We start from the raw sequence: 24,172 nt of genomic DNA, 5'->3' as shown, positions 1-24,172 counted from the left end.
ACTTAAATGAAGTGAGGGATGAATTTGGCAGCAATCATTTCTTCAAGGGTGGTTTCCATGAAAGAGATGCTGGCTGCTGCAAAAGATGGGCAATATGCTGTTGGGGCATTCAATATGAACAGCTTTCAATGGGTTGAGGCCATTTTAGAAGCGGCAGAGGAAGAACAATCCCCCGTGATTGTAGCATCTTCCGACCGGCTTGTAGATGATCTTGGAGGATTTAAAACGATCGCGTCAATGGTCAATCGTATTGTGGAAGAAAAGAATATTACGGTCCCGGTGTCTTTGCATCTCGATCATGGCAAGTCAGTGGAACGATGCAAAGAAGCCATTGATGCCGGATATACGTCTGTGATGATTGACGGCTCACACCTGCCAATTGATGAGAATATCAAAATGACAAAAGAAGTAACGGACTATGCCCGTCTTCATGGCGTTTCCGTGGAAGCGGAAGTTGGCACTGTCGGCGGCAATGAGGATGGAATGATTGGCGGCATCCAGTACGCAGATCCCGGGGAATGCCTCCGTATGGTAAAGGAAACAGGCATTGATGCCCTTGCCGCCGCGCTTGGTTCCGTCCATGGGCCGTATCAGGGCGAACCGAAACTGGGATTTGCCGAAATGAAAGAGATCGCGGCATTAACCAATGTCCCGCTTGTTTTACACGGCGGGTCCGGCATTCCCGATTACCAAATCCGAAAGGCAATCGAACTGGGCCACGCAAAAATAAATGTCAATACGGAATGCATGCAAGCCTGGGCGAAGGCAGTCCGCCATGTCCTGGACCACGACAAAGGACTGTATGATGTGCGTGCCATCCTTTCACCTGGCAAAGAAGCTGTAAAACAAACCGTAAAACAGAAAATGAGAGAATTTATGTCAAACAATCGGGTTTGAAGATGATGGAGGATGTCTTCAAACGGCATCCTCTGGTTTTAGAATGGGTGTGATCGTTTGGAAAAGATTCCGGGAAAGTATAAGTCTCTATTTATGATTGTTTCCTTTTTATTGTGGTTTCCGCATTTTGTTTACGTACCGGTGTTGTCGCCTTATATGGTATCAATTGGTGGGGATTATGCATTTATTGGAGTTATCTTGAGTAGTTACGGGCTGATGCAGTTTTTATGCAGGCTTCCGATTGGGGTATTTTCCGATTTGGTGAATTTAAGAAAACCCTTTATTGTTTTTGGTATGGTAATTAGCATGATCAGTTGTTCAATCTATCTACTTACTGAAAACATGTTTTTGATTTTGGCTGCCCGCACGCTTGCCGGGGTGGCAGCTGCATCCTGGGTTGCATTTACTGTGCTGTATTCCAGCTATTTTAAAGGGGAAAATTGGGGATATCAGAATTGTTGAGTTGCAATATACGCATGGTTTTAATGCTACTGATAAAGCGGAAAAAACAAGTGATGCGCAAAAGTGGAGAGTGGATCCAAAAATTGCAGGTCCAAGTTTTGTTTTAGGTGATCTTTCAACCCATACGTACTATATGTCCCAACTGATTATGCCAAAAATGAAGATAAAAAAATTATTATGTGACAGACAAAGTTTTGTCGGAACAAGAGCACCGCTTGAGGATAACGCTTTCGTCCTTATGCACTATGAAAATGGGGCGGTCGGTAGATTATGGACATCTTCAGTTAATGCAGGGTGTACGGATGGTCATAGAATCCGGATTGTGGGTTCAAAGGCAAGTCTTGAATGGTGGGACAGTAAACCAAATGAATTAAGATATGAAGTGCAAGGAGAACCGATTCAGACATTGATTCGTGGTATGTCTTATCTGGATGAACAATGTAATGCAGATGAACGCTTAGGTGCTTTGCATTCGGAAGGACTATCAGATGCGTGGGCAAACATTTATTTAAAATTTGCAATTGCTATTGATGCTAAAAACAGAGATGACAGGGAAACTTTACGTAACTTGGTATATCCCAATATTGATGCCGGAATTGAAGGGATACGCTGGATAGAAAATTGTGTTCGTTCAGCGGAAAATGGCGCCAGTTGGGTGGATTTCAAATAGCGTGTTAGATAACTTGTTTCATTGAAGGGAGATCTTTTATGCAAAACATAAATAAAATTAAATTCGCATGCGCCCCTATTGCCTGGACAAATGATGATATACCGGAGTTGGGAAAAGAGAATACATTTGAACAATGTATTAGTGAGATTGCGCTAGCGGGATATACGGGAACTGAAATTGGCAATAAGTACCCGAAAGATCCCCAGATTTTGAAAAGATATCTGGAAATACGCAATCTGGAAGTAGCGAGTGCATGGCTCAGTACTTTTTTAACAACAAAACCTTTTGAAGAAACGAAAGAAGCTTTTATACAGCATCGTGATTTTTTACATGCAATGGGTGCAAAAGTGATTGTTATCGCTGAGCAAGGGCACAGCATTCAAGGCAAATTGGATGTGCCATTATTTCAAGAAAAACCAACTTTTACGGATGCGGAATGGGGCCTTTTAATAAATGGTTTGGAAGAGTTAGGAAAGCTGGCCCAAGAAAAAGGAATGGAGATTGTTTATCATCACCATATGGGAACAGGAGTGCAGACGACTGAAGAGATTGATTGCTTAATGGAAAATACATCTTCTGAAAAAGTATCTTTGTTGTTTGATACTGGACACCTCGTATTATCAGGGGAAGATCCACTGGATATTTTTCAAAAGTATAAATCGAGGATTAAGCATATTCACTTTAAAGATGTAAGGGCGAGCGTTGCGCAAGAAATGAAAGAACAGGGCGACAGTTTTCTTGCAGGTGTCATAAAAGGGGCTTTTACCGTACCGGGAGATGGTATGATTGATTTTCGTCCAATTATGGAAGCCATTATTGAAAGCGGATACGAGGGCTGGATTGTCGTCGAAGCGGAACAGGATCCGGCTAAAGCCAATCCATTCGAATATGCCTTAAAAGGCAGAAAATATATAGAGACGTTAATACCCCGGGCAGAGCTGGTTTAACCGGTTAGAAAAATTACGTATGGGGATGGTTGAAAATGAGTAATCAAAGTACAGGCAACGCAAAAAGGATGTTAAAAAAGATTACGGTCATTTCGACATTTGGCGGTTTGCTTTTCGGTTATGACACAGGCGTTATTAACGGTGCATTGCCTTATATGGCGCGTAAGGATGAGCTGAATTTAACGCCAGTGACTGAAGGCTTTGTGACAAGTTCCCTTCTTTTTGGAGCAGCATTAGGAGCCGTCTTTGGCGGGCGTTTATCAGACCGGTTCGGACGCAGGAAAATGATCCTGAATCTTGCCTTGATCTTTTTTCTTGCCGCACTTGGTTGTACATTTGCACCAAATGCAGGCGTTATGATTCTTTTTAGATTTTTATTGGGGCTTGCAGTAGGTGCAGCTTCCGTAATGGTTCCTTCATTTTTGGCAGAAATGGCCCCTGTTGAAACAAGAGGGAGAATGGTTACACAAAATGAATTGATGATTGTTTCCGGACAATTATTAGCCTTCATTTTCAATGCCATTTTAGGAACAACGATTGGCCAGGAAGCTGCACATGTATGGCGCTATATGCTGGCAATTGCTACACTCCCTGCTGTAATTTTGTGGTTTGGTATGTTAATCGTGCCAGAAAGCCCGCGCTGGCTTGCTTCAAAAGGAAAAATTGGCGAAGCACTTCGTATTTTAAAAGAAATTCGGACTCAGAACCGTGCCGAAATCGAGTTAAAAGAAATCGAAGAGAATCTTGCACAAGAATCAGAGCTTCAAAGGGCAACATTTCGCGATTTAAGCATACCGTGGGTGCGCCGTATTGTATTTATTGGCATTGGAATTGGTGTTGTACAGCAAGTTACGGGTGTGAACTCTATTATGTATTACGGTACGCAAATTCTTCAACAATCCGGGTTTTCTACAAATGCTGCACTTGTTGGAAATATTGCCAATGGGATCATTTCTGTTTTAGCCACATTTGTCGGGATTTGGCTGTTAGGAAAAGTTGGAAGGCGGCCAATGTTAATGACCGGATTAACTGGAACAACCGCTTCACTTACCTTAATCGGGATTTTCTCTATTGTTTTTCATGGTTCTTCAGTTCTTCCGTATGCTGTTCTGGCAATGACCGTTACTTTTCTTGCATTTCAGCAGGGGGCTATATCTCCTGTAACTTGGCTCATGTTATCGGAAATATTCCCACTTAAATTAAGGGGACTTGGGATGGGCGTTACCGTATTTTGCTTATGGATTACAAATTTCCTTGTTGGATTTTTCTTCCCGATTTTATTAAATGCAGTCGGGTTGTCGACTACATTTTTTATCTTCGCTGTTCTTGGTGTTGGGGCAATTACTTTCGCGAAAAAATGCCTACCTGAAACAAAAGGGAAATCACTGGAACAGCTGGAGAGCCATTTCAGGAATTTTGGTCATAAAGAAAGCGGTACTGTAATAGAGGCCGTGAAGGAGGTGTAGAAGAATTTCGCGTCGGAGGGGAGTAAGCGCTTTATTTCAATGAGTTGTTTTGTAATTTAGAATAATGATATAAATAGGGGCGGATATATCAAACAATAGATTTTCAAGCATATAGATGCGCCATTTAAAAAACAACATATGTACGGAGCTCCGGCAATATGATCTGCACCAGGCAATGTATGCTGCTCCATACAAAGGAATTCTTTTAGGTTACACATATTCCATTGAAGGAGGAAAATAAGAATGGTTTTACGTATTGGCGTCGTTGGTACAGGGGCAATCGGACGCGAGCATATTAACAGAGTTACAAATAAATTATCCGGCGGGAAAATTGTGGCCGTTACAGATGTGAACGAGATTGCAGCAAAGCAAACAGTCGAACAATACCAACTAGATGCAGCGATTTATCTTGATGATAAAGCACTGATCGCTGATCCGAATGTTGATGCAGTGTTTGTCACAAGCTGGGGCCCTGCACATGAATCCACTGTCCTGGCTGCAATAGATGCAGGGAAATTTGTGTTTTGTGAGAAACCGCTGGCAACAACTGCTGAAGGCTGCCACAGAATTGTTGAGGCGGAGATGAAACAAGGAAAAAAACTGGTTCAAGTAGGGTTTATGCGCCGTTACGACAGTGGTTATGTCCAATTAAAGAAAACGATTGAAAACAACGAAATTGGCGAACCATTGATGATTCGTGCTTCACACCGGAATCAAGAGGTAGGTATAAACTACACGACAGAAATGGCAGTAACTGATACATTGATTCATGAAATCGACGTGTTGCACTGGCTCATAGACGATGATTATAAATCCGTTCAAGTTCTATTTCCGAGGAAAACGAGATATGCACATAGCAATCTGCAAGATCCCCAACTGTTCACCATCGAAACAAATAAAGGAATTATCATTAACATTGAGGTATTTGTAAACTGCAAGTACGGTTATGATATCCAATGTGAAGTCGCCGGGGAAGAAGGGATTGCCAAATTGCCGGAATATCCAAGCGTTGTTGTGCGGAAAGATGAAAAGTTAAGCGCCGGAATTTTGAACGACTGGAAAGAAAGATTCATGGATGCTTATAACGAGGAAATCCAAGATTTTATTAATTCTGTGACAAGAGACGGCGAACCGAACGGACCAACGTCCTGGGATGGCTATATTGCATCTGTAACATCTGATGCTTGTGTAAAGGCGCAGCTTACAGGTGAAAAAGAATCTATCATCCTTCCGGGAACGCCGGATTTTTATCAACATAATATAAATGCCGGGAAACTAAGCATTTAAGCGGATTATTGAAGGAGGGAAAAATTATGCGTTTAGCTTATGATCCATCACATTATCGTGATAATACCAATTTAAAAGATACAATCGATGCCGTTGCCAGATTGGGATATGAATGGGTGGAATTATCCCCACGTAAAGACTTTATCTGGTTTTATGAATATCCGAAAGTGGATAAACAACTGATCAAAGATTTGAAAAGATATTGCGCAGATGCAGGCGTCAAAATTTCATCCGTACTGCCGGTCCAACAATGGTCCTCACCGAATGAAGAAGAGCGGCAGGCAGCCGTGAGAAATTGGAAACGCTGTATAGAAATTACTTCCGAGCTTGAAGTCGACTTAATGAACACAGAATTTAGCGGAGACAAAAGCCGGCCGGTTGAAAGTGAGGCTGCTTTTGTGAAGTCTATGGAAGAACTAATGCCGGTCTTTGAAAAAGAAGGTATTAAATTGAATATACAGGCTCATCCGAATGACTTTATTGAGTTGAATACAGAAGCTATCCGGATGATTCGTGCCTTGGATAAAGAATGGATTAAACTGGTTTATTCTGTACCGCATGCTTTCTATTATGATGACGGGATTGGTGATGTCGCCAAACATATTGATGAAGCAGGCGATCTGTTGGCACATGTGCTCATTGCGGACACGATGAACCATAAAGCGGCATTTGGCCTAAGGTATATCATTAACCCGCCAGGTGCAAATGTCACGATTCACCAGCATTTAAATCCTGGTGAAGGAGAAGTGAATTTTGATGCACTGTACCGGAAATTAAGAGAAATCAAATTCGATGGCATCATTACAAATGCAGTATTTGCTTATCCGGATAAACCGGAATGGTCTAATGAAGTAACACTGAACTCAATTAAAAACGGGTTGAAAGACTTAGTCGGCAGTATCTAAAATTCTGTTTTTGGAGATGATCAAAATGAAATTGTCTTTTAATGAGGCGACAACGCTGAAAAACTCTAATCTTGAAAAGGACTTGGAGCTCTGTGAAAAGCTAGGCTATGATTATATCGAAATTCGTACGGAGGATAAATTGCCTGAGTATCTTGAACATCATTCAATCGAGAATCTGGCAGATTACTTCAGAACACATCACATTAAGCCGCTCGCACTGAACGCGCTGATATTTTTCAATAACCGTGATGAAAAAGGCCATGAAGAGATCATCCGCGAATTTAAAGATATGCTGGAAAAGGGGAAGAAAATAGGCATCCAATATATTGTTGCAGTGCCGCTTGTCACAGAGGAAAAAATCCTTAAAAAAGACATTAAAGACAGTTGTGTCAAGGTACTGACGGAACTGTCAGATCTTGCAAAACCTTATGGCATCAAAATTGCGGTAGAGTTTATCGGGCATCCGCAATGTACCGTAAACACATTTAGCCAGGGATACGACATTGTCCAGGCTGTTGACCGTGACAATGTCGGCCTCGTTCTGGATTGCTTCCATTTCCATGGTATGGGTTCTAACTTGGACGACTTGAAAAAAGCGGAAGGTTCCAAAATCTTCATTTTACATATCAATGATACAGAAGATTTTCCGATCGGCTTTTTAATAGATGAAGACCGCGTCTGGCCGGGGCAGGGAGCAATTGATTTAGATGGTATATTATCTGTACTGAAAGACATTGGCTATTCGGGTGTTGTGTCGGTGGAATTGTTCAGGCCGGAATATTATCAGCTTGATGCTGAAGAAACAATTAAGACGGCAAAAGAAACCACATTAGCAGTTGTTTCAAAGTATTTTGAAGTAGAAGCAGCAGGAGTGAACTAAGGGGGAAGGGGCTATCCCAAAAGTTGTTAAATGGCTGACGGGAGCCCCTTAATTTTGTGCATGATACAGTTGGTTGTTTATGATCGTGAATTTTAGTCACCATTTCTCACAAGAGTTACATGAATTTCACGAGGATCAATGCATAAGCTAAATAAAGAGGCTTTTGGGACAACCCCTAAAAAAGCGATTCCAAAAAAAGATGATTTTTTAGGCGGCTCCATTGTCAAAGCTTTCTTTTTTATTTGGCAATAACAAGTTTATGACGAGTACTGTTAAAATAATCTTGGTAGGTTTTGTTAGGGAGCTGATCGGTTATCAGGACATCGATTTCATCCAAACTGCAATACGTCATCAACCCATATTTATCAAATTTGTCATGGTCAACCAATAAGAATACTTGTGAACTTCTGTTTACAATCGAAGTTTTTAATTCACTTTCAATGGGGGATGCGTTGGTGACCCCGTTTGTAAGCGAAACCCCGGTGGACGCCATAAAGGCTTTGTTGATGTTATAGGCATTCAGCATATCCAAGTATTTAATGCTTCCGAACGAGTTTGTTTTTCTTTCAAGGATGCCGCCAGGCGAAATGATAGTTAAGTTTTCATAAGGGAGCGCCCTGACGATAAAATCGAGATTATTGGTAAGGACCGTAACCTGTTTTTCTTTTATATATTCGATCATTTCAATGGTTGTCGTGCCCGAATCGATAAAGATAATGTCCTCGTCATTGACAAAACTTGCCGCCGTTTTCCCGATTAATTTCTTTTCAGCTTGATTCCGCACCTGGCGTTCATGAAAAGACTCTAAAGAAGCCCGCTTCTCATCTTTGACAGTTACCCCGCCGTAAACCTTTTTTACATTTCCTTTTTCGACAAGTTCCTGGACATCCCGCCGAATTGTATTTTTAGAGACTTGAAATACTTCCATCAGCTTGTCTAAAGAGACAGATTTGTGTTCGAGAATATACGCCTCAATTTTATGGATTCTTTCTTCTTTAATCATTCCTTCTTCATCCTTTGTTTTGATAGACTCGTGTAACAGACGAATTCAACTGTTTATATTTTACCAATAAATCATCAAAAGTTCACCATGTATTTGAAAGTTAAACGCAGTAATTTACAGATAAAGATTTGAATTGGGAAACAACTGGAATGCTTATTTTTTCTTGATGTAACGATTTACAACCTCCAATTACTTTAGTAAACTAAATAAAGTAATTGCTCTCAGGAGGCGTTCCATTATGGAAGATAGCAAAATGGACCAGTTCCTTACGCATTGGCGGTATATTAACCGGCATCTGCGGGAAGGGCGGCTGGCAAATGAAGATAAAAAGATTACACGTTTACAGTGGATATTGTTGCGGCATGTCGGCAGGTCCGGGCAGTGCACGATGGGGAGCCTTGCCGACCATTTCAATGTCAGCATGAGCACGGTGTCGCAAATGATCGACCGGCTTGAAAAATGGGGATACGCCCGGCGCGTGGCGTCAGCCCGCGATGGCCGCGTAAAAATGGTGTCCCTGACAGAAAAAGGAGAAGAAATCATCAAGGAAGCAAAAACCGCTTATCTCCAGCAGCTGAGCAATGGATTAAGCCAATTCTCAGAAGCGGAGCAGGAACTGTTTATTGGATTTCTGCAGCGGCTTGCTGAGAATTTAAAAGTGTCAAAAGGCGATCACCAGACGGATAAAAAGGCGTAAGCAAAAATTGATTTCCGCAACGTTAAAAGGTGGAATGATCCGATGCATTTTTTAAGCAAGTATGCCAAAAAGTACTGGAAACTTTTTAGTACGGCTGTTTTCTTTTTAATGTGTGAAGCACTCTGCGATTTGATGCAGCCGGCGATCCTGTCAAAAATCATTGATGTCGGTGTGGCGTCCGGAAATATGCCATATGTGTTAAAGATGGGCGGCGTGATGTTATTCATCACAGCGTGCGGCGCGGTTGCCGCCTCATTAAGGAGCACGCTCGCAAGCATCGTGTCGCAAAACTTTGGGGCGGAATTGCGGTCGGATTTGTTCCGGAAAATCCAGGCGCTTTCTTTCCAAAGCATCAATCAATTTGACCGGGCCTCACTCATCACGCGGCTTACCAATGACGTCACCCAGGTACAGAACTTTATCAATGGTTTAATGCGCATGTTTGTCAAAGCGCCGCTATTGGCAATCGGCGCCTTGATCATGGCAGTCCGGCTTGACCCGCAGCTTTCTGTGGTGCTGGCAGTTGTTGTGCCGATTGTCATTATTTTCATTATAACGAACATGAGATTGGGCTTTCCATTGTTTATGAAGGTGCAAAAAGCGCTCGACCGCGTGAACGGCATCATGAGGGAATATTTATCCGGTGTCCGTGTTGTGAAGGCTTTTAACCGGTTTCAATTTGAAGTGGAAAAATTCAGCGTGGCAAACCGCCGCCTGCAAGAACGCTCGGCTTCTTCGATCCGGATTATGTCCATCTTCAGCCCGGCGATCTTGCTTACGGTCAATATCGGCATTGTCGCAATTTTATGGATGGGCGGCTTCGGGGTGGACAATGGCACAATGAAAGTCGGCCATATTATTGCTTTTATCAATTATATGACGCAAATTTCAACATCGCTGATGATGATCTCCATGGTGTTTAACATGTTTGTCCGGGCAAGGGCCTCCACTTTTCGGATCGGTGAAGTATTTGCCATAGAAGAAAAAACCTCCCCGAACAGATTGAAACATGAAGTAACGGGTGAAAAAGGGAGAATTGATTTTGAAAATGTCACTTTTTCCTATACCGGACAAGTGCAGGATGCGGTTTTGAAAAATATCACGTTTACCATTTATTCGGGTGAAACTGTTGGCATTATCGGCTCAACCGGATCGGGAAAAAGCACAATGGTGAATCTCATTCCGCGCTTTTACGATGTTACGGGCGGGTCCCTTAAAGTAGATGGTATGGATGTCCGGCATTTTCATCCGCATGATCTGCGTGAAAAAATTGCGATCGTTCCGCAGAAAAACATCCTTTTTACCGGCAGCATCCGTGAAAATATCCAATGGGGAAATGGCCGGGCGGGAATGGATGAGGTCGAACATGCTGCGAGACTGGCTGAGGCACATGACTTCATTGCGGCTGCACCTGAAGGCTATGATACGTTAATTGGCCAGAGCGGCGTCAATTTTTCCGGCGGGCAGAAGCAGCGCATTTCGATTGCCCGCGCATTGGTGAGGCATCCGGAAATTCTCATTCTTGACGATAGTACAAGTGCGGTGGATGTTGCGACTGAAATGCGGATCAAGGCAGCGTTAAAAAAATATGCGAAAGAGCTGACTTGCCTTTTGATTGCCCAGCGCATTACTTCTGTGATGGACACGGACAAAATTATCGTGTTGGATAAGGGGGAAGTTGCCGGCTTGGGCACGCATGAGGAGCTTCTCAGAACCTCTCAGGTTTATCAGGAAATTTACCAATCGCAAATGGGTAAGGAAGTGTTGCAGGATGGCCGGACAAACGAACGGATATAAGGGAAATCAGGCACCGGGGCTTTTTTTGCGGATGGGCCGTCCGGGCGGGGGAGGCGCGGCACGGTTCAGGGGCCCGGCCGAGAAACCAAAGCATTTTAAAGGGACGTTAAAACGGCTTTGGGCCTATTTTGGCAGGGAAAGAAACTGGCTGTCTGTCATTCTTGCATTGATTGTGGCCGACTCCGTCCTTACGCTGTGCATTCCCTATTTTATCGGCAGGGCCGTTGATGCCATGCCGCCGGGCAGAAAGGTCAATTTTAACCTGCTTGAAATCATGGTTTTTGTTCTTACAGCGGCTTATATTGCAGATGCTGCCTTAACCTTTTTGCAAGGCTGGCTGATGGCCGGTGTTTCGCAACGGATTGTGCAGCGTTTGCGCAGCCATCTGTTTCAAAAGCTGCAAAAACTTCCGGTTGCTTTTTTTGACGCGAGGCCCCACGGTGAACTGATGAGCCGCCTGTCGAATGACATAGACAACGTGAGCAATACTATTTCCCAATCGACGACGCAGCTCATGTCGGGGGTTATTGCCCTTATCGGCACACTCATCATGATGATCATTTTAAGCCCGGTTTTAACGGTTGCAAGCCTGTGTACGGTTCCGCTCGTGTTTTTGCTGACGCGGACAATTGCCAAGAGGACTTCAGTGCTGTTTAAAAATAACCAGGCGGAACTCGGCCGGCTAAACGGGCATATTGAAGAAACAATCTCGGGGATTGAGGTGGTCAAAGCTTTTAACCATGAAGAAAAAGCAATCAAGGCGTTTGAAGAGGTGAACCAGTCCTTGCTTAAGGTCGGGCTGAGGGCGCAAATCTGGACCGGGTTTCTTATGCCGCTTATGAACGTGATTAACAACTTCGGCTTTGCCATGGTTGCCGTTGTCGGCGGGGTTCTGGCTTTGAAGAGCATGATTACTGTCGGCGTAATCGCAAGTTTTCTGACGTATTCCCGGCAGTTTGTGCGGCCGCTCAATAACTTGGCGAATATTTTTAACGTCCTCCAGTCAGGAGTTGCCGGGGCTGAACGGGTTTTTGACATACTCGATGAAAAAGAAGAGCCGGAAGATGCAAAGGATGCCGCCGTGCTCCGGGAGCCAAAAGGCCATGTTGTATTTGAAAATGTGAGCTTCGGGTATCGCGAGGATGTTCCGATTATAAAAAATATCAGCTTTGAGGCAAAGCCGGGCACGCGTACGGCGCTGGTCGGGCCTACCGGATCCGGAAAAACGACGATTGTGAACCTTTTGACCCGGTTTTACGATGTCACGGAAGGACGGATTTTCATTGACGGCACGGATATCCGGACATATACGCGGGACAGCCTAAGAAGAAGTTTCGGTTTTGTCCTTCAGGATACGTATTTATTTTCAGGCACCATCAAGGAAAATATCAAATACGGAAATCCGGAAGCGGCGGATGAAGAAGTCGAAGAAGCGGCCCGGCTTGCCCATGCCGATATTTTTATCAACCGGATGCCCGATAGATATGAAACCGTTTTGTCGGAAAACGGCGGCAACTTGAGCCAGGGGCAGCGCCAGCTTTTGGCCATCGCAAGGGTTTTTCTGGCAAAGCCCGCTTTGCTTATATTGGATGAGGCAACAAGCAGCATCGATACACGGACAGAACGGCATATCCAGGATGCGCTCCTTTCGATTATGGAGGGCCGCACGAGTTTCATCATCGCCCACCGCTTGAATACGATTCGCGATGCCGATCATATTATGGTGATTGACCACGGGCAAATCATTGAACAAGGCAGCCATGACGAACTAATGGCACGCCGCGGACGGTATTATCACATGTTTTACAACCAATTTAAGAATGTGGAAGAGGGGTAGAAACACAGCCTGTTTCTTTACGTAATTTGTTCAATAGAAGAGACAGGCGTGGCCATTTGCTGGCGAAAATGATCGTGGAAAAAACAGATGTTCCCCCCATTTCCTGAAGCGGGTTCAAAACGCCCCCAATCCGGCTCAGGCTGGGGGCGTTTTTTCAATCATACATCAAATATTTTTCCCGTTTTTTCTTCCAGGCACCCAAGTCCCTTTGCCATTTTTGGGCAATGGTTTTAAGGGAAGTGCCGCGGTTGATATCCTGCCTGACCCAGCCGTTTCCAATCAGCTGGTCAAAATAAGAAATGCCGTTTTTGTCTTCTGCCCGGAAAGCGAATTGGCCGGGATACAGGTCATGGATCGTTTTGACCATTGCAACGCCGGTTTCAACAGACTGGTAAGCATTGCGGTCCGTGACATGGATTTGGATCCCGTTTGCGAGCTTGCCGGCCCATTTTGAGGTTGTTGGTGTAAAAGACGCGCTCCGGAAGCGGACGCCCGGCAAACCGAGGGCATTCAATTTCTCCGCTAGCAAGTCCCCGTCAATGAACGGTGCCCCGATCAACTCAAACGGGCGGGTCGTACCCCTGCCTTCCGAAATATTTGTCCCTTCAATGAGCGCCGCACCAGGATAGACGATCGCCGTGTCCAATGTCGGCATGTTCGGGGACGGCATCACCCACTGGAGCGGGGTGCCATCCGCGTACATATCCCTGTGCCAGCCTTTCATTGGCACAACTGTGAGACCTGCGCCGATTCCGCATTCTTTGTTAAAATATTTGGCAAGCTCTCCCGCTGTCATCCCATGGCGGAGCGCGATCGGGTACATTCCGACAAAAGAGGAAAAGGCTGGATCAAGCACCGGGCCTTCGACTTTTGTGCCGCCAATCGGGTTCGGGCGGTCGAGCACGATGAACGGGATGCCTTTTTCCTTCGCTGCTTCCATCGCATAGGCCATTGTGTAAATATAAGTGTAAAATCTTGCGCCAACATCCTGAATATCAAAGACAAGCACATCGACATCCTTCAGCATTTCAGGTGTCGGCTTTTTCGTTTCGCCGTACAAACTGTAAACCGGAAGCCCCGTTTTCGGATCTGTATAAAACGGAACATAGGCACCGGCGTCCGCACTGCCGCGCACCCCGTGTTCCGGGCCGAAAAGGGCGGTCAGATGAATAACCGGATTCCTGGCAAATCTGTCCACAATACTGTTTAATGACTGGTCGACACCGGTCGGGTTTGTGATCAGCCCGACCCGTTTCCCTTTCAGCGAATGGGCTTTATCTTTTAAAAAAACATCGACACCAAGCTGAAAAGAATGGTGTTTTTGTTTTTCATGCGGCTGATTGCCCCGGGCCGCATGCACCACGGCCAGGCAGCTGAAAGCGATCATAAGCGCCAATATGGCAGCGAGCCTTTTCATCCATTTTCCCCCTTTAACGGTTCCGCAAAGCCCAATCACGGCTTGTAAAAGATACTTTCGCAATTTTTCCGTGTGAGACGATGGACGGATGGAGCACATACCAGCCGCGGCCGTTCACTGACCCGTCAGTTTCATACACAAAGCGGATATGTTTCGTGCCAGCAGGGAGCGGGATAGACATCTGCCGCCAGTTGCCGCTTGATCCGGTTAAAGCATTGCCGGCTTTCGTCCAGTTTTTCCCGTCTGTTGAAACCTCCACTTTCCCAAAGTCTGCGTTTTGCTCGATGCGGTACCAGGTCCAAAAACGGAGAAACGCCGGCCTTTTCAAGTCAACATCCGCCTCCAGCACAGCTTTTCTATTGTCGCCGTAACCGGCAAACCATGCGCCATGTTTATCAGGGACGGCAACCGGGATAGCGTCCGCCGCAAGCCGGGCAACAGATCGCCTGATTCCGTTTGTCGAGACAGTGTCCCGGGTCGGATGGACGCGGTTGGTCAATAAAATGACCGTTGTTTGGTTTTTCGGGCTGATCACCATCGAGGTGCCGGTGTAGCCGGTATGGCCCATTGTATTTGTATCGGAGAGCGCATCCATGTACCATCCCTGGTTTAATTCAAAGCCGGGCCCGTGATCATCGCCTGGAAAAGCGCTGTTCATATTCTGTTCCATCAGCCGGACCGTTTCCGGTTTTAAAATCCGGGCACCCGCATATTTGCCATTTTGTAAAATCGTTTGTGCAAGGATAGCGAGGTCATGTGCGGTGGAAAAAACGCCCGCATGCCCGGCAACGCCATCCAGCGCCCACGCGTTTTCGTCATGCACCTGCCCCCGGATCATCCCTCTTCCAGTCCACGGCTGAAATTCCGTTGCGGCAATGCGCGCCTTTAACGAAGCGGGCGGATTATACATCGTATCGCGCATGCCGAGAGGGGCGGTAATGTGCGTTTTTACATAAGCATCCAGCCGCTGCCCGCTCACAACTTCAACCAAAACGCCCAGCGTAATCATGTTTAAATCGCTGTACGTGTACGCCGTTCCCGGGGGATTTTGCAGCCCGTGCTTCAGAACGATTTCGAGCCGGTCTTTGCGGGATGTTCCCATTTTATAAACCGGGATTCCCGCCTCAAACCCGGAAGTATGCGTCAACAGCTGGCGGATGGTCACGTTCTCCTTTCCGTTTTCCGCGAATACAGGAATATATTTTGCGACAGGGTCATCAAGCGCAAATTTCCGCTTTTCAAACAGCTGCATGGCTGCAATGGATGTAAACAATTTGCTGATCGAAGCAATGTCGTAAATGGTGTTTGTTTTTGCAAGGACCGGGGCAGATGCTTCTGTAAACTGGTTGTCTGTATAACGGTATGCATATCCGTATGCCTGTTCTTTTGCGATCGTGCCTTTCCTTGCGACAAGCACAACAGCGCCCGGCATGGCTTTTTGCGCAATCGCGTCATTTACCGCTCTGTCAATGTCTGTGAGCGGGCCTTGGGACATTCCGGCAGACGCGGGCGTTCCTTTATGCAGTACTGCTGAGCTTTTTCCGGGTGCATCCCAGGAAGACGGGTGGCCATGATATCCGGATGCAAAGGCAAGAGACGGAATGGCCCCGGCCGCCAACAAAATGATGCATCCAACCCATAAAACGAATTTTACCCCTTTGTTCTTCAAGCAAGTCCCCCCCTTTTAGTAATGAAGACCGTGGCCGAACGGAGCGTACCCCGGAATGGTGACAGGCAATTTTCCGCCGGGGTTGATTTCGCCTGTGAGCGCTTTTGCAGCGGATTGTACAGAAACGCTGCGGTTTCCATAGGCCAGAAGATTCGCGTCCACATCAGGCGCGCCCATGATGTCGTAAGGATTGCCCATTGAAACCATTACAACCGGTTTGCCTGTTTTTTTCAGCGCTCTTAAAAATGCCTGTTGCGCGGTATTGGTATTTGCATTGTAAGCGGCAGCGACAATCACGTCGGCATTTTGTGCTTTTCCAACTGCCGTAGCTGTTTCTGCCTGTGTTGGCGCAGCCGCTGTGCTCGTATTTTCGGTTATAAACCCTTTTTCTTTCAGAAGGCCGGCAAGGCGGCTGCTGTTTGCAACAGATGGGCCGGTTACGAATATTTTTTTCGTTTGATTCAGCGGCAATATTTGATTTTCGTTTTTAACCATTGTGATGCTTTCGTCCGCCATTTTTTGTGCGGCTTTCAAATGTTCAGGGGTGCCGAAATAGCTTAGCGATTTTTCAGATGTAAACGGGTTCCGGACAATGCCGCGTTCATATTTCACCCGTAAAATTCTCGCGACAGATTCATCCAGGCGTTTCCGGCTGATTTCTCCGGTTTTTACTGCATTTCGCACAGCATTCCAGGCCACTTCCACATCGGGCGGATTGAGTAAAATATCCGCGCCCGCATTGAATGCTGCTACCGGTACTTGGCCGGGAGGAAGGACGTTTGCGCCGGACATATCGAGGCTGTCGGTCACAATCAGCCCGTCGTAACCCAGTTTTTCACGGAGGAGGCCGGTCATGATCTTTTTCGAAAGCGTCGCCGGCAGGCCGGAACCATCGAGTGCCGGTACAACAATGTGCGCGGTCATGATTGCGTCAACGCCGGAAGCAATCGCGGCCTTAAACGGTTTTAAATCCACATGATTTAATGTTTTCAAGTCGTGATGGATGACAGGCAGGCCGTAATGGGAATCGACATTCGTATCCCCGTGGCCCGGAAAGTGTTTGCCGGTGGCGGCTACATTTTGGCTTTGAAATCCTGCAATTTGGGCAATGCCAAGTGATGCGACAAGGTCCGGATTTTCTGAATATGAACGGACGCCGATCACCGGGTTGGCCGGATTTACATTGACATCGAGATCCGGGGCAAAGTCCATATTGATGCCGAGATTTTTCAGTTCTACCGCCATGATCTCTGCAGCCTTTTTCGCGTTGGCTGCAGACCTGGTTGCTGCGAGTGCCATATTCCCCGGGAAAACGGCTCCCGGTTCGAGTACACGGGCAACCGCGCCGCCTTCCTGGTCCGTAGAAATAAAGAGCGGAATGCGGGGCTTTTGTTTTAACGCAATTTTCTGTAGCCCGTTGGATAACTGCTGCACTTGTCTGGCATCAACAGGGGTGCTGATATTATCCGACCAGTTGAAATAGATGACGCCGCCAATATGGTATTTTTCGATGATTTCTTTGAAGTTTGTGCCGCCACGCCCTTTTTCGATATTCGTTTCGGCGTAGGCGGGATCCTCCGGTGTTTTTCCGTAAGCATGAACAATGAACAGCTGCCCGACTTTTTCCTCGACTGTCATCTTTTTCAATTCATGGGACACCCAGCGTTCTTTTGCCCTTGTTCTCCAATGCCCATCCTGTTTCGCTTGTCCACGGAAGCCGGGCATAAGCGAAAACAACAACGCAAAACATACGACAAACAATCCGGATCTTTTCAAAAACGCCATCCCTCCCTTTTGTAATCCCTTTCATTTTTAGTCTACCAGCCTAAAGAAGCCTGTCCATCCGTCTTTTTGCTTATGTTTTCCAGGCCGGGACGGTTTTAATATAGATGTTCATGTATCCGGATAAACCGCACCGCCGGAAAAATTGAAAACCAGCCGGAAATTTTCTGGATGTGCATGCCTGTCATATCGGGAACGGCGAGTGCAGCAAATGGGGGAGCGGGCACAGGGATGATGGAAATGGAGAAAGTAGAGTAGCAGCTAAAGTGAAAAAATGCCCGGACCTCTGATATAATTAGGTTTGTTCAGAAAAACCAACCAAAAAGGTGGGGGAATTTTTTCTTTTCCAAAATACGAGTAAATGTTACCAAGTGTCTCCTGTTTTTCTGTTACCGAGGAATGGGGTTTGCTTGAACAATTGCATCCTTTAAGCAAAATATTTATGTATCTGAGACAGAGTTGGTAAATTGCTCCTGATTGTTCTGTTTCGGGGGGCTTTAGATGTTTTTCCGGGCCACAATACACTTTTTTAAATAGGGGCCTGGGAGCAATGCGATTGAACCTGAATTTATCGGTGCTCAGGAAGGGCCCGGGCAAAACGATTCGTTTGAAAAAGGAGGGCGCCATGTTCGCCGTTTTTGCAGGCATTGCAATTGGATTCGGTTTGGCTGTACAAACAGCTATCAATTCCCAGTTAAGAAAGTTTGTTGTATCTCCCTTTCTGGCTTCTATGATTTCATTCCTGGTTGGAACTGTCTTTTTGGCCGCTGCAACAGCTGTAAGCCGAACACCTTTAGGGGTTCCCGCCGGTCTTTTCTTGAACCAGCCTGTTTGGATCTGGTTTGGCGGTATTTGCGGTGTGATCGGGCTGACTTCCAATATCCTCCTTTTCCCCAAACTGGGAAGTGTACAAACGACGGTCATGCCGATTTTAGGCATGATTCTCATGGGCATGCTCATCGACCAATTCGGCTGGTTTCACTCCATTAGACAATCTTTCGGAATAAACAGGGCGATTGGCGTATTTCTTGTCCTTGCAGGGGTAGTTTTTGCAGTCGTTGTCCCGGAAGCCATTGCAAAACGCCATTCTGCCATAGAAGAGCAAAAGGGAGAAAATATATGGATTTGGCGGCTGTTGGGAATCGCGGCCGGTATGATTATGGCTGTCCAGGCAGCAATAAACGGAAAGCTGGGCACAGTGCTCCATTCTCCGGTTCACGCTGCCTTCATTTCATTTTTTGTCGGCTCTGTGGTGCTCGTCCTTATCGTTGGCATAAAAGACCGCAGTTTCACGAATATCAAGGAGCCGGTTAAGCAATCTGCTCCATGGTGGGTATGGCTTGGCGGCATCATCGGCGGGCTGTATATTTTGATTAACGTGTTCCTTGTCGATCATATTGGCACAGGGCAAACCGTGATTCTGGCACTGTTCGGCCAGATTGCCGGAAGCCTTGTAGTGGAACGATTCGGCCTGTTTAAATCTTTAAAAAGAAGAATTGTGCCAGTCCAAATATTGGGCCTCGCCATCATGCTTTCCGGTGTAATTTTAATCAAGATGTTTTAGTTCATATTGGTTCTTCTTGTTTTTCCAATTCCGCAATCCCCGGCAGGAAAAACGGTTCAAAATGTACATAATTTCTTCTAACCAATACGGCATTTTCCCAGTCCTTGCTCCGTCTGCCTGAAGTGCAGGTAATCTGCCTGTATGTTCGCGCAGTTTTCCGGCTTTTTTCGCCAGTTTTCCTGCTTTTGCGGTGTGCTGATTCCTTTGGCGCCTAAGAGAAACAGGCTGATGATTCAGATGGGGTGTGTAAAGTCGCGTTCAAAAGCGATCGCAACAGCCTGGAACATGTATTTTGCCATGCCGATTCCTTTGGGCGGTGCTGTAAAGGCGCGCTTTTGAGACAGTTGATCTGCAAATTCCGCGCCTTTATAACCGGCTGTACAGGCTGGGCTTGAGAACCCGTTGTTTCAAGTGCATCATGTAACATGGAAACAAAAATTTCAAATGAAGGTTCCGAAAAGTTTATCATGTTCCAGGCAAGTCTATTCTTCTCCTTTAAAAATGCAACTTGATTACGGCTCCAGCTATGTGTCGCAAATGCTGGTATTAGAAATGCTCTCTTCGGGATTGTACGATAAACATATGGAAAGGACCAGAACCCGGCTTAAACAAAAAAGAGATTTTCTATTGCAATTGCTAAACCGGCACTTGGCAGATTATGCAATGTGGTCCAAACCTTCCGGCGGATTTTTCATATGGGTGGCTTTTAACAGCAATATAGATACAAGAAAATTATTCAAGGAATGTTTAAACTCCGGCGTATTGATAAATCCTGGATTTATTTATCATGATCATCACCATACGGTTCGGTTGTCCTTCGCGTATCCGAGTTTTGAGGAAATGGAAGAGGGAATCCTGACAATGAAGGCATTACTAGCTGATAATGGTTGACCAAATATATAATCCTGGTTGCAGCAACGGATTTTCACTATTTGTCGACTGGCATGGCGCCTGTTTGTTTCAATTTCCTGCTACATAAGTGAGCGTGTTTTGGTTTTTGAAGAAATAAAAAAACAGGCCCTCTTTATAAAGAGCCTGTTTTTATCATTTTCTCTACATTAAGCTTTTTCAACGTTTGCTGCTTGTGGCCCGCGGGATCCTTGTTCAACATCAAAAGTTACTTTTTGACCTTCGTCTAAAGTTTTGAAGCCCTCACCTTGGATAGCAGAGAAGTGAACGAATACATCGTCTCCACCATTTCGTTCGATAAAGCCGAAGCCTTTTTCTCCGTTAAACCATTTCACTGTACCTTGTTCCATTTATATTGCCTCCTGGTGTGCAACTGCACACAATGTGTTACTATCCTTGTCCAAGGTGGTCATCAAGATGAAAAGTCTTATACTATGCCATTCTTTACACCGAACAAAAATAATTCTTCTTAAGAATAGCGCAGAAGAAAGAAGTTTACAACCATTTTGTTTTGTTAAATTCATGTAATCCATCCGCCTGCGCATTGATGGACAGCTTTTAATGAAATCGCTTTTTTGCAAGGGGCAGCACGATTTGCAAAACCATTGTATTTTTTCAAAACAATAAATCAAAATGGGCGTGTTTTTGCTATAATAGACAAGTAAATACTCGATAGGTGGGGCCGTTATGAAAATAGTATGTACCGGATACGGGATATTTGCGCCAAATACGAGGAACATTGATCAGTATTTGTTTAATTTGAAAAACGGCGTTTGCACATTACAAGTGGCGGAGGGCATGGGGCCAAAAGGAGAATCAACCATTGCCGGGCTTATCCAGGATGAAGAATTGAAACAAATAGAAGCAGATGATAAACTAAAGCGCCTCCCAAAAGTAACAAAAATGGGGACCGCTGCAGTGAAAGAAGCAATCGCGTCTTCCAGGCTGGATGTCCGGTATAAAAAAGTAGGCTTGTTTTTCGGACTATCCCTTGGTGCTACGGGAGAGAAACTGTACCAGGATTCCATTCACTACGCTAATCATGAACTGTATCGAAAAGTATCGCTCATATTCTCCCACTATGCGAATTACCATAGTATTACGGCTGCCATTGGCCATTATATTGGGGCCAGGGGCGTCGAAAAAACGATTACAACAGGTTGCACTTCCAGTTTGGAAGCAGTAGAAGATGCAATCCTTTACTTGAAAAGCGGAAAAGTGGATGCGGCCATTGTCGGCGGAACGGACAGCCCGATATGCAATGCGACAACTTATGCGTTTGCCAAAACAAAAACGATACCGCTTAACCAAACGCTTGAAGAAGGCGCTGTGCCGTTTCAAAAAGGAAGCAAAGGGTTTGCAATGTCGGAAGCAGCAGGGGCAATCGTGCTGGAGAGGGAAGAAGATGCCGTTCAACGAAAAGCGGATATAAAAGGCGAAATCGTTGATGTCGTTTCCAATAATGATGGGATCAACATTTTTTCATTGGACGGATCCGGGGACCAAATGTTAAACGCGTTAAAAGAAGTCACAATGGGAAGAAAACCGGATTACATCAACAGCCAGGCACTTGGCATTGAACTGAACGACCAAATCGAGCAGCACTGTTCCAAACAGTTGTTTAACCATGAAGTTCCCTATACTTCAATCAAAAGCATGTATGGGAACCCTTTTGGCGCCATTGGTATTTTGCAAGTCATTTCATCGCTTTTAAGCATGCAATATGGCTTTATCCCGCCAACGATTCGGACAACGAGGCGCGGGTATGAAGAAATGAATATTGTAACAGAGACCCTCTATCGGGAGATTCATGAAGTGGCCATCACCAACCATGGATTTGGCGGCAATAACGCATGTGCCTATATGAAGAAATACACCAAGAGTTAGAAAGGGGATGAGGTACTATCGTTATGGGGGTATTGATTTTTACGATAGGATTCATTCCGATTGTCCTGGCCGTGAGTATGCAATCACTTTATAAAGAGTCAAAGCTGTCTCTGATATTGGGATTCTATATGCTTTTGATCACGGCCTGGCAATTCGATATAGGCGTCCTTTTTCTCGGAAAAGTATTAAGCAAGGAAACGATCCTTGTTCTTTTCAAATTTCTTCGGGGCGGGACGACTTTTTCCATACCGGTTGTCTATTACATTGCTTTTTCTATCATAAAAGGCCAGCCGGCACTTCTGGCAGGACGGAAATGGCTGGACAAACTATCGAATGTTTTACTCAATAAAAAGGTTTTATATTTTTTGATTTTCTGGAGTACGGTTATTTATTTTATAAACTGGACAAGTTTAGGTACAAAAGGCTTGTATATGGCGAATAAAAATGGGGCAAATACCCTCTTTTTATTTCCTGAATACGGGCCGCTGATCTGGCTATATATTTTACATATGGGCAGCTTCTTACTGTTTTTAATCCTTATATTCATGATGACCAAAGGAATGGTAAACCAAAATATCAAAAGATTCCTGGCCAGGTTTAGCCTGTATTCCCTGCTTTTATACATATTCGGTTTTTTAAACTTTTCTCCTGGAACCGGTGGTATTTCCAGCAGTATCGGGGTTATCATTTTCTCAACCTTGATCGTCATGGAGTTCATAAAATTAGGCGCAAATATAAAGGCAAACTATTATGAAATAATGGAAAGGCAGATGAAATTGGACTACACCGGCAACTTAGCCGGAAGTCTGATTCATGAAGTGAAAAATGCGAATCAAATCATTAAGGGCTTTTCCCAAATGTTAAATGCAAGCGCTGGTATGGATAAAAAAGATAAAGCTTATTTAAATATGATAGAAAAAACTTCTGAGCATTTAGATGACTTAGTAGATAACTACAAGACCTATTTGAAGTCATCTTCCACCACTTTTAAGAAAGAAAATCTGGAATCGATCATCAGGGAGTCTCTTGCGTTTTCCCAAGCCATTTTAACAGAACATCATATCGAAGTTGAACTGCTGAATTGTTATCATTCCCTTGATGCGTACGTAAATAAAGCAAATTTGAAACAAGTTTTTATCAATCTTATTAAGAATAGCATAGAGGCGATGCCCGAAGATAGAAAGGACAAAAGGATTGCGATCCGGATTGAAGTGGACCAGGAAATGATTATGATCCATTTTAAAGATACTGGCACAGGGATTGGGCGGGAACACTGGGAAAGTGTTTTTAACCCTTTTTTGTCATTGAAACCTGAAGGAATGGGATTAGGCTTGCCTTATGTAAAAAAGATCGTTATAGAGCATCTCGGCAATATCCGGATCGTTGAAAGTTCAACGGAAGGAACCCATTTTCAAATCGAACTTCCGCAAAACGGAATATTAAACATGGATTAACATTTTTATCAGGGCCGGCAATCGAAATTCATCGTCATTACGACCAAGCTTGCCGGCCTGGTTTGCTTGTACTACATTAATGGATGACATCCTTAATAAATGCCTTAACCGACGATTCCGACATGCTTGATGCGTCTATATTGAAAAGTATTATTGAATAGGTCCCATTAGTTGAGTAATTAGAAGAATATGTTCCTTTATTTTCACCTTTTTTAAGTTTTCTACTTTTCCAGGTCCACCTGAACCTAATAAAGGTGTATAACCGAAGCATTCATCATAATCTAATTCGTTATATTTATTTATTGCTTCAGGGTAAGGTTGCCACTTTAAATACTCATCTCGAAATCTATATGAATCCAAGCTTTTGAAGAAATATAGAAAATTCGGCATAACTGTTTTTAGTACACCATCTCTAAAATTAAGTAATCTTACATAACCATCTGCCCATATTACCAAGTCTCCCATTCCAGTTGTAAATAAAACTGGTGAGTCCGTGAATCTTAGGCTACATTTTTGTAAGATATATTGGAACTCTTCTGGGTTAACACTTTTAAAATATCCTTGCATAAATGTTCCGAATCCGTAATTCTGCCACAAGTCAATAATTTCTTTCGGGACTATTCCCTTGTATTTTTCTATTAA

The 24,172-nt window shown here is 44.7% G+C and carries 20 protein-coding genes and 1 pseudogene; 15 read left to right on the top strand and 6 right to left on the bottom strand.

Going from position 1 to position 24,172, the window contains the following annotated elements; genetic code table 11:
- Window positions 1–18 precede the first annotated feature (18 nt).
- From fba to iolI, 8 genes and pseudogenes are all read left to right on the top strand, one after another.
- The gene (gene fba, locus NST70_RS14875; protein ID WP_168985647.1) at window positions 19–897 is read left to right on the top strand and encodes a class II fructose-1,6-bisphosphate aldolase; all 879 of its coding nucleotides are present in this window, start codon (window positions 19–21) and stop codon (window positions 895–897) included.
- A 93-nt stretch (window positions 898–990) separates the two neighbouring features.
- Window positions 991–1,359: an MFS transporter gene (locus tag NST70_RS14870; RefSeq protein WP_237340425.1), complete on the top strand. Its 369-nt coding sequence runs from the start codon at window positions 991–993 to the stop codon at window positions 1,357–1,359.
- Window positions 1,322–2,029, top strand: a pseudogene (locus NST70_RS14865) (Gfo/Idh/MocA family oxidoreductase); the annotation flags it as partial. The gene NST70_RS14870 and the pseudogene NST70_RS14865, both read left to right, overlap by 38 nt.
- A gap of 38 nt (window positions 2,030–2,067) precedes the next feature.
- The gene (gene iolE / locus NST70_RS14860) at window positions 2,068–2,976 is read left to right on the top strand and encodes a myo-inosose-2 dehydratase (protein ID WP_168985646.1); all 909 of its coding nucleotides are present in this window, start codon (window positions 2,068–2,070) and stop codon (window positions 2,974–2,976) included.
- Between the two features lie 35 nt (window positions 2,977–3,011).
- Window positions 3,012–4,442 (top strand): sugar porter family MFS transporter, encoded by a 1,431-nt coding sequence (locus NST70_RS14855; protein WP_168985645.1) that lies wholly within the window; start codon window positions 3,012–3,014, stop codon window positions 4,440–4,442.
- A 243-nt stretch (window positions 4,443–4,685) separates the two neighbouring features.
- Complete coding sequence (locus NST70_RS14850) at window positions 4,686–5,729, top strand: Gfo/Idh/MocA family oxidoreductase (RefSeq protein ID WP_168985644.1); 1,044 nt, start codon at window positions 4,686–4,688, stop codon at window positions 5,727–5,729.
- A 26-nt stretch (window positions 5,730–5,755) separates the two neighbouring features.
- Window positions 5,756–6,634, top strand: a complete 879-nt coding sequence (locus NST70_RS14845; protein ID WP_168985643.1) for a sugar phosphate isomerase/epimerase — start codon at window positions 5,756–5,758, stop codon at window positions 6,632–6,634.
- Between the two features lie 25 nt (window positions 6,635–6,659).
- Window positions 6,660–7,514 carry a 2-keto-myo-inositol isomerase gene (gene iolI / locus NST70_RS14840; protein WP_168985642.1) on the top strand — a complete coding sequence of 285 codons (855 nt, stop codon included), beginning with the start codon at window positions 6,660–6,662 and terminating at the stop codon, window positions 7,512–7,514.
- A gap of 238 nt (window positions 7,515–7,752) precedes the next feature.
- Here the strand turns inward: iolI and NST70_RS14835 are convergent, their stop codons facing one another.
- Window positions 7,753–8,517: a DeoR/GlpR family DNA-binding transcription regulator gene (locus tag NST70_RS14835; protein ID WP_168985641.1), complete on the bottom strand. Its 765-nt coding sequence runs from the start codon at window positions 8,515–8,517 to the stop codon at window positions 7,753–7,755.
- 238 nt (window positions 8,518–8,755) lie between these two features.
- On the opposite strand from NST70_RS14835, the gene NST70_RS14830 reads away from it, so the two are divergent.
- From NST70_RS14830 to NST70_RS14820, 3 genes are read left to right on the top strand one after another with little or no spacing between them, the layout of a single operon-like run.
- Complete coding sequence (locus NST70_RS14830; protein ID WP_013860517.1) at window positions 8,756–9,214, top strand: MarR family transcriptional regulator; 459 nt, start codon at window positions 8,756–8,758, stop codon at window positions 9,212–9,214.
- A 42-nt stretch (window positions 9,215–9,256) separates the two neighbouring features.
- On the top strand, window positions 9,257–11,011 hold the full coding sequence (locus NST70_RS14825) for an ABC transporter ATP-binding protein (protein WP_168985640.1): 1,755 nt from the start codon (window positions 9,257–9,259) through the stop codon (window positions 11,009–11,011).
- Entirely contained in the window at window positions 10,986–12,848 is a 1,863-nt protein-coding gene (locus NST70_RS14820) for an ABC transporter ATP-binding protein (protein WP_168985639.1), read from the top strand. The genes NST70_RS14825 and NST70_RS14820 overlap by 26 nt, the downstream gene beginning before the upstream one ends.
- Before the next feature lie 154 nt (window positions 12,849–13,002).
- On the opposite strand, the gene NST70_RS14815 is transcribed toward NST70_RS14820, so the two are convergent.
- The 3 genes from NST70_RS14815 to NST70_RS14805 are packed head-to-tail and all read right to left on the bottom strand — an operon-like array spanning window position 13,003 to window position 17,719.
- Complete coding sequence (locus NST70_RS14815; protein ID WP_168985638.1) at window positions 13,003–14,265, bottom strand: DUF1343 domain-containing protein; 1,263 nt, start codon at window positions 14,263–14,265, stop codon at window positions 13,003–13,005.
- Window positions 14,266–14,278: 13 nt separating this feature from the next.
- Window positions 14,279–15,934 (bottom strand): serine hydrolase domain-containing protein, encoded by a 1,656-nt coding sequence (locus NST70_RS14810; protein WP_061565778.1) that lies wholly within the window; start codon window positions 15,932–15,934, stop codon window positions 14,279–14,281.
- Window positions 15,935–15,949: 15 nt separating this feature from the next.
- On the bottom strand, window positions 15,950–17,719 hold the full coding sequence (locus NST70_RS14805; protein WP_237340424.1) for a glycoside hydrolase family 3 protein: 1,770 nt from the start codon (window positions 17,717–17,719) through the stop codon (window positions 15,950–15,952).
- 622 nt (window positions 17,720–18,341) lie between these two features.
- Here NST70_RS14805 and NST70_RS14800 point away from each other — a divergent pair.
- Both NST70_RS14800 and NST70_RS14795 read left to right on the top strand, forming a co-directional pair.
- Window positions 18,342–19,280, top strand: coding sequence for a DMT family transporter (locus NST70_RS14800; protein WP_046722025.1), 939 nt, complete (start codon window positions 18,342–18,344; stop codon window positions 19,278–19,280).
- Between the two features lie 444 nt (window positions 19,281–19,724).
- Complete coding sequence (locus NST70_RS14795) at window positions 19,725–20,171, top strand: aminotransferase class I/II-fold pyridoxal phosphate-dependent enzyme (RefSeq protein ID WP_235430875.1); 447 nt, start codon at window positions 19,725–19,727, stop codon at window positions 20,169–20,171.
- A 167-nt stretch (window positions 20,172–20,338) separates the two neighbouring features.
- Here the strand turns inward: NST70_RS14795 and NST70_RS14790 are convergent, their stop codons facing one another.
- Complete coding sequence (locus NST70_RS14790) at window positions 20,339–20,539, bottom strand: cold-shock protein (protein WP_014097018.1); 201 nt, start codon at window positions 20,537–20,539, stop codon at window positions 20,339–20,341.
- A gap of 337 nt (window positions 20,540–20,876) precedes the next feature.
- On the opposite strand from NST70_RS14790, the gene NST70_RS14785 reads away from it, so the two are divergent.
- Window positions 20,877–22,076: a beta-ketoacyl synthase N-terminal-like domain-containing protein gene (locus NST70_RS14785; RefSeq protein WP_168985636.1), complete on the top strand. Its 1,200-nt coding sequence runs from the start codon at window positions 20,877–20,879 to the stop codon at window positions 22,074–22,076.
- Between the two features lie 23 nt (window positions 22,077–22,099).
- Entirely contained in the window at window positions 22,100–23,530 is a 1,431-nt protein-coding gene (locus NST70_RS14780) for a HAMP domain-containing sensor histidine kinase (RefSeq protein WP_328228805.1), read from the top strand.
- A 150-nt stretch (window positions 23,531–23,680) separates the two neighbouring features.
- Here NST70_RS14780 and NST70_RS14775 read toward each other — a convergent pair whose 3' ends face one another.
- Complete coding sequence (locus tag NST70_RS14775) at window positions 23,681–24,169, bottom strand: T6SS immunity protein Tdi1 domain-containing protein (protein ID WP_328228806.1); 489 nt, start codon at window positions 24,167–24,169, stop codon at window positions 23,681–23,683.
- Window positions 24,170–24,172 lie beyond the last annotated feature (3 nt).

The sequence above is a fragment of the Weizmannia sp. FSL K6-0777 genome (genome assembly GCF_038593185.1).
Lineage (GTDB): Bacteria > Bacillota > Bacilli > Bacillales > Bacillaceae_C > Weizmannia > Weizmannia faecalis.
The sequence above is the reverse complement of the archived record's forward strand: the minus strand, read 5'-3'. Positions and strand labels throughout refer to the sequence as shown.